At 35.8% G+C, this 6,963-nt stretch carries 7 protein-coding genes; 6 read left to right on the top strand and 1 reads right to left on the bottom strand.

Annotation, left to right across the window (positions count from 1 at the left end; translation table 11 throughout):
* Positions 1-81 precede the first annotated feature (81 nt).
* A complete protein-coding gene (locus AAC147_RS07620; RefSeq protein ID WP_231571654.1) occupies positions 82-693 on the bottom strand; it encodes a TetR/AcrR family transcriptional regulator in 612 nt (203 codons plus the stop codon).
* Between the two features lie 166 nt (positions 694-859).
* On the opposite strand from AAC147_RS07620, the gene AAC147_RS07615 reads away from it, so the two are divergent.
* The 6 genes from AAC147_RS07615 to rdgC all read left to right on the top strand — a co-directional run bounded on the left by AAC147_RS07615 (position 860) and on the right by rdgC (position 6,604).
* Positions 860-2,101 carry a Tm-1-like ATP-binding domain-containing protein gene (locus AAC147_RS07615; RefSeq protein WP_047686216.1) on the top strand — a complete coding sequence of 414 codons (1,242 nt, stop codon included), beginning with the start codon at positions 860-862 and terminating at the stop codon, positions 2,099-2,101.
* Positions 2,088-2,942, top strand: coding sequence for a phosphoenolpyruvate hydrolase family protein (locus tag AAC147_RS07610; RefSeq protein WP_072032574.1), 855 nt, complete (start codon positions 2,088-2,090; stop codon positions 2,940-2,942). The genes AAC147_RS07615 and AAC147_RS07610 overlap by 14 nt, the downstream gene beginning before the upstream one ends.
* Positions 2,943-3,424: 482 nt before the next feature.
* Positions 3,425-3,829 carry a phage protein NinX family protein gene (locus AAC147_RS07605; protein ID WP_047686213.1) on the top strand — a complete coding sequence of 135 codons (405 nt, stop codon included), beginning with the start codon at positions 3,425-3,427 and terminating at the stop codon, positions 3,827-3,829.
* 277 nt (positions 3,830-4,106) lie between these two features.
* On the top strand, positions 4,107-4,757 hold the full coding sequence (locus tag AAC147_RS07600; protein ID WP_047686211.1) for a hypothetical protein: 651 nt from the start codon (positions 4,107-4,109) through the stop codon (positions 4,755-4,757).
* 129 nt (positions 4,758-4,886) lie between these two features.
* Positions 4,887-5,078, top strand: a complete 192-nt coding sequence (locus tag AAC147_RS07595) for a hypothetical protein (RefSeq protein WP_047686209.1) — start codon at positions 4,887-4,889, stop codon at positions 5,076-5,078.
* Between the two features lie 569 nt (positions 5,079-5,647).
* On the top strand, positions 5,648-6,604 hold the full coding sequence (rdgC, locus tag AAC147_RS07590; RefSeq protein WP_052189825.1) for a recombination-associated protein RdgC: 957 nt from the start codon (positions 5,648-5,650) through the stop codon (positions 6,602-6,604).
* The last annotated feature ends 359 nt before the right edge of the window (positions 6,605-6,963 follow it).

Raw genomic sequence — 6,963 nt, 5'->3', positions numbered from 1 at the left:
TTTGAAAAGGCATTTAGGTTAAATTTAAAGTGTTACCGGGCTTTTGCCCGGTTTTTTTTCATTTGTATACAATATTCTATTTTAGCTTTCAGCGATGGCTTGACGGATGATCATTTTTGCTGCCCAAGTAGTTAAATTTATAATTTCCTCGTTCTCTAAGTTAAAAGTATCTTTCAGTACAACCATAGCCTCTGTACCGTATAACACTGAAAGTAACATAACAATTTTATGTACAGTGTCATCACTAAGCTGATTTTTAAGAGGTTCTAGAGCAAGTGAAAGTGACTCTCTGCGGTTACTTTTTTTTATAAATGATAGATGATTACAATTTTCTTCTTTAGATACCGTTTCTTGCCAACGAAGTTGTGCTATACGTAAAGCATCCCTCATCAATGCTTCATGCTCTTCTATTTGCCCATACCCCCATTTGAACAGTTTTTCAACATTTTCTTCCGCGTCAGAGCCTATTTTGGGTGCAACAAAAGAACCGATAACTTGTTTCACAACATATTCCACAAATTCATTATGGGTTTGAAAATAGCTGCGCAATGTAATCTTTGCATACTCTGCCTCATTGCTAATCTCTTTAGGGGATGGAAACATTTTTTTACTATATAGCTTCAAAGCTGCGTTAGTCATCCTTTCAAGAGTACGGCGTCGGATTGGAGATAGATTTTTTTCATCAAATAGCATTATTCAAATACCTTAAAAGGGTTGGTTGAACATCGATTAAAGCCAAAAATATCATTAATAATAAAAAATATCCTTAAGGATAAAAAATATCTTGCATGGTAGAAAATATTAGCATAGCTTTACATTCGATTTTTCAAAATTTTTCCATGTACACGGAGTTAGTGATATGAGTCGGTTTGTAGGGATCATTGGAACAGCAGACACAAAACTGGAAGAACTTCTTTGGTTGAAATCTTGTTTATGTCTTGCTGGTGTGGATTCAATGATTATAGATGTATCTACCTCAACGCCAGTAGATGATAAACAAAATGAAAAGGTCGATATATCTCCATTCCAGATCGCTGGATACCAACCGGAAGGGAGTGACACAGTTTTTTGTGGTGAACGAGGTAAAGCGATCTCGGCAATGTCTGTTGCTTTGACGAATTTTTTACACAATTCAATCGACGATATCGCTGGTGTAATTGGTATAGGTGGCTCAGGTGGAACAGCATTAATTACGCCTGCTATGCAGAGTTTACCCGTTGGGTTACCAAAAATAATGGTATCAACGATGGCATCAGGAAACGTTGCTGGTTATATCGGTGCCAGTGATATTGCTATGCTCTATACAGTCACTGACCTTTGTGGATTAAACAATATTTCTCGCTCGATATTATCTAATGCTGCAAATATGATGGCTGGTTCTGTCAATTATATGATGCCATTAATCAAAGCAAGCAGACCTAGCTTAGGGTTAACCATGTTTGGTGTTACTACATCATGTATTAATCAGCTTACCGCAGAGCTAGATACCGAATATGACTGTCTGGCTTTCCATGCTACTGGTAACGGTGGAACAAGTATGGAGAAATTAGCCAGTGATGGTGAGTTACTTGGTGTCTTAGATATTACGCTAACAGAAATTGCGGATCTGCTATTTGATGGTGTTTTGAGTTGTCCTGATACTCGCTTAGATATCATCGCCGAAAAAAATATTCCGTGGGTAGGTAGTGCTGGTGCACTGGATATGATTAATTTTGGTTCAAAAGAAACAATACCAGAACGTTACAGAAATCGGACGTTTATCGAGCATAATGCGCAGGTAACGTTGATGCGAACCACACCTGAAGAAAACTATCAACTTGGAGTCTGGATAGGAAATAAGCTCAACAAATGTAATGGGCCAATTCGTTTCATTATTCCAGAAGGTGGATTTTCTGCGCTGGATTGCCCTGAACAGCCTTTCTATTTACCGGCTGCAACGCAGGCGTTCAGTGATGGGTTAGAAAAAACGGTGAATCAAACTGAACAGAGGAAAATCATAAAAACACCTTCCCATATTAATTCACCGCAGTTTTGCTCTCTTGTTAAACAGCATTTTGAAGAAGTAATGCAACATCAGGGAATTTTTAATGATGCAGTATGATCATATTATTAAAACAATTAAGAAAAAAATTGAATGTAGTGAACTTATTATCGGAGCAGGAGCAGGTACTGGTCTTTCTGCCCGTAGTGAGGAAATAGGAGGTGTAGACCTTATCATTGTTTATAATTCAGGGCGTTACAGAATGGCGGGCAGAGGCTCATTAGCCGGATTAATGCCATACGGTAATGCTAACCAAATTGTCAAAGAAATGGGAAACGAAATATTACCTGTAGTTAAAAAAACTCCTGTATTGGCTGGGGTTTGTGGAACTGACCCATTTTGTAATATTTCTCTTTTTCTTGATGAACTTAAAGCTCTGGGTTTTTCAGGTATTCAGAATTTTCCAACAGTGGGGCTTATTGACGGAAAATTTAGACAGCACTTGGAAGAAACAGATATGGGCTATGGACTGGAAGTCGAACTTATTCGTCTGGCACATGAAAAAGGGATGTTAACTACTCCTTATGTTTTTGGCCCGGACGATGCAGTTGCAATGACAAAAGCAGGTGCTGATATTATCGTTGTGCATTTGGGACTAACAATTGGTGGTGATATTGGTGCTTGTACTTCATGTGATTTGGAAACCAGTATATCTCTGATCAACACTTGTGCTTCGGCGGCTAAGGCTATCCGAGATGACATAATAGTTCTGTGTCATGGAGGACCTATTTCGGAACCTAAAGATGTTGCGTATGTTTTGGACTCGTGTCCTGACTGCCACGGATTTTATGGAGCTAGCTCTATAGAGCGATTGCCAACAGAAATGGCTATTAAAGATAGGGTGCAAAATCTTAAAAAGTTAAACAGAAATAATAGAATTTTTGTTCAACAAAATCAATAGTATTGATGTTTTTTTGAACAAAAAAATGACGTTCTGGGGAGAATATCATTATCAATAGCTGCTATGTGGTGTGGAGAATTAAAATAATAGGCCGGACGTTAAGTCCGATCTATTGTTTTATCTCTATTAAATTAATAATTAGGAGTTTTTTAATTTAGACTCATCATATGAAATTAAAATATACTTATAAAGTATATGTTTTTTATTTAAATAATATCGATTGTTATAATTTTTGTAATAATTAAAAGCTATAACTATATGTCTTTAGACCGTATAAAATCTAGGTTTATAAAGACTTTGAACGACATCTGGTTAATAAAAAAATATTAGCATTTAATATGGCTAATTATTTATCATAGTAGGATTTTATCGCCAAAGTTGATGATAATTTATCTTTTCTAAAGAATGGGATATGACAAATAGCCTCAAAAATGTTTTGAGTGGAAGGGGCATTTAGCTACTACATAAGTAGAAAGGACAATATGAAAATTAAAACATCAGAACTTACAGGTCGTGCATTGGACTGGGCTGTGGCTGTCGCAATTGGTGCTACAGAAAAAACTCTACCTAGTGGAAGGAAATGGATGAAATTATCTGATAGTGATTATTATGTTTCCAATCACGGCTTGTATAATTTTGATCCATCTACAGATTGGGCGCAATGTGGTCAATTGATTGAAAAATATGACATATATCCATCTAGATTCTACGAGTGTTCGGAAAAAAATCTCAAAAAATATCAGGCAGGAACAGGCTTAGCATGTATGCGTGGCGAAACCCAAAAAATCGCAGTTTGCCGTGCTGTGGTTGCCACTGAATTAGGTCGTGAGATTGATATTCCTGATGAACTGATAGAAAGAGATATAGCTAACTATGCAATAAATTAGCCGAATGCTGACTTGTAATCGGTGTGGGTATAATATTTTCGATATGGGTTTAAAAAATATTGTTATTACTTTATAAAAAAATAAAAAATATTTCAGGGTGATTCTGAAGCCTTAGATATGAGAATTAGGATGGCTAGAAAATTTTTCCATTTTCATCAAAAGTTCGTTCAAAGGTATTCGGCTATTTAAATGTCATGATAGAATTTAAGTACATTTAAATAACCTGTATTTTCGGATTAACACCATTTAAACGGCATGTACTAACTAAGGCGTAGGTATGATAGAAAATAATATTCTTCTAGATGAAAGAATGATTAACCTTGCTTTAAATGAAAATTACATAGAAAAATTCGTTTTGTTTAGTAATAAACAAAAAAATTACTATGATGGTTTTTCAATGGATAAAAAAGGTGAGTTTTATCCTTTCGTTTATATCGGAAATGGAAAAAATTTGATTTTATCAAATCAGTATCGCTGCCCATATGGTCAAATAGGTGATTTGTTGTGGGTTCGTGAAAATTGGAGTCCAGTTATTTCTCGTAATTGCATATTGGATGTACATGACTACAAAAAAATCCATATTGAATACCAAGCTGGTGGGGGGGCATATTATCCCAATTCTAAAGATATTCCTGAAAATTGGACATTTGATGAGTCATCTCACAGTGAGTATCTTTCTGCCAGTGATATGCCATACTGGGCATCTCGTATAACATTAGAGATTGTAAGTATTAAACTTATACGATTAAAAGATATCATGACAATAAAAGAGGCTTTTTATCGTGGGCTAATTAACAACGAAACTTTGTGTCTTATTAAAGAAAAATATAAATCATGTGATTTAAATAACTTATCTGAATTTTGGAAGGGAGTGATTGAAAATATAAATCCATTTGTTTGGCATGTTAAATTTCAGAGGGTTAGGTAATAATTTTAACACATAGATTATCTTTGAGTAAGTTTAGCTAAAAATAAAATTATTTATATGTGTGATTTATAAAAATCCAAATTGTGAGTTTTTTTACATTTATGTAATCAACTTTAAAAAGGTAAAATCATGGATACATCAGTTAATATAGAAATAAACAGAGAAAAAGCACTGGAAATTGAGTTAAAAGAACTGCCAAATGGCACTTCACCAGAAGAAATCACTAATGATTTATTAGAAGGATGGCTTACTGATAGAGTAGTAAAATCTCTTGAACTAGCCGGGTTTGACGAGGCCACTGTAACAGTTAGCTTAATTTAATAAACTATAAATAAAGTCAAGGGCAACAAGGAAGTAGCCTTTTAGTTATTGAATAAATATATATTGGTTAATTCTGATTAAAAACTCAATTATTTTCCCCTTACTGACTTCGGACCACCTTATCTCGATGTTAAAATTTTTATATTAACAGTTGAGGTGTTCTGGTTATGGGTATCCGTTGAAGTGAACCATAATATAAAACAAGAAAACTCGGGGGCGATAATAATCATGAAAAACGACACATATTTTAAATGACAGAGGGCTTTATATAAAAAACATAGTTTGATGGCAACGGTTTGTTTACCGCTGATTATATTGGCTGCTTTATTCCCTTGTACCAAGAATATTGCATATTTAACCTCACTGGGGTTTGCTACTGCTCTTTTTATGGCCTCTACTCTGGGTATATTTTACCTTGCCATTTTATTTAGAGCGATTAAGACCGATCATATTAAGAAAATACTTACTAATTATCATGATGATGAGGATGTTTTTAATTATATCAGCAGTAATATCACCAGACTAGCTACTCGATACCCAGATAAATTTACAACATATAGGGACTAATCATGCGAACACATTTTTCCGTAAAAAACCTGATCGTCTTCCGTTTATCTCGAAATATTGATCTCTCTAAACTGGATGAACAGGCAGGGCATTTTAAATTTACTTCATGTGGAGCACAGGATATAGCAAAAAGTGGGTGGATTTCACCTATGGGAGATGAGTTCGAAAGTCTGACTCATCAGGCTGCTGGTACAATCCTGCTTTGTATGAAAAGCGAGAAAAAAAATATCCCTTCATCAATTATCAAAGAAAAGTTGAATGAAAAAGTTGTCAAACTGGAGGCAGAACAACTACGCAAACTAAAGCGCACTGAAATAGCAACTCTAAAAGACGACATTTTGTATGAGCTTCTGCCAATTACCCTGCCGAAAGCGAACCGAACCTATATCTGGATCGATACGCAGGCCAGCCTCATCATCGTTGATGCCAGCAGCGCCCGTAAAGCTGAAGACGTTACTGCATTACTGCGTAAAACCATCGGCTCTTTACCTATCGTTCCACTAACAATAAAAAAACCGGTTGAACTGACACTTACTGAGTGGGTTCGCTCCGGAAACCTACCAGCCAATTTTATGTTCGGTAATGATGTTACTCTGAAAGCGCTTCTTGAAGAAGGTGGTACAGTGTCAGTTCACAATCAAGAACTAATTTGTGATGAGATTGCGGGTCATATTGAAACAGGTAAAGTCGTGACAAAATTGGCGTTGAATTGGCAGGAGCGTATCAGTTTCATACTTAATGATGATGTCTCCATTGGACGTATTCGCTTCAATGAGACTCTGAAAGAGCAAAACGACGATATTGATAACGACGATTTTCCGCAGCGTTTCGATGCAGATTTTGTTCTCTATACCGGCGAGTTAATGGCTCTTATCAATACAATGATTATGGATCTCGGTGGCGAAGCTGAACGCAAGTCAGACCATGATGGAGAGGGGGCAGGAGAAGCAAAAACATAAATATGATGGTCACCGGGCGGATACGATTGCTGAAGATATAGACCGTATTAGCCCATTATTAATTAATGGCAGCATTTGATCTGATGTCATTATTACGGTGCTGAGCGGACAATAATACAAAAATTATTTTATTGTCTGCTTTGTTTTTTATTGGTAGTGTTACCGCAAAACAAAATTTCCGAGATTGAACGATAGTCACCGAAAACAGTTTCTTTATTCACTATCCATATACTATATGAATAAATTTAGAGGTATTTTAAATTGAGAGGGCCATACCTATGCTCAGATGGACACCTGAACAGGCTGAAGAATATGCAAAACATATCGGTATTTGGAGAGCATAAAATCTATGGTTCCCC

The organism is Xenorhabdus sp. NBAII XenSa04 (assembly GCF_963866145.1).
GTDB classification, from domain to species: Bacteria; Pseudomonadota; Gammaproteobacteria; order Enterobacterales; family Enterobacteriaceae; genus Xenorhabdus; species Xenorhabdus indica.
This window is presented reverse-complemented; position numbering and strand designations above follow the sequence as displayed.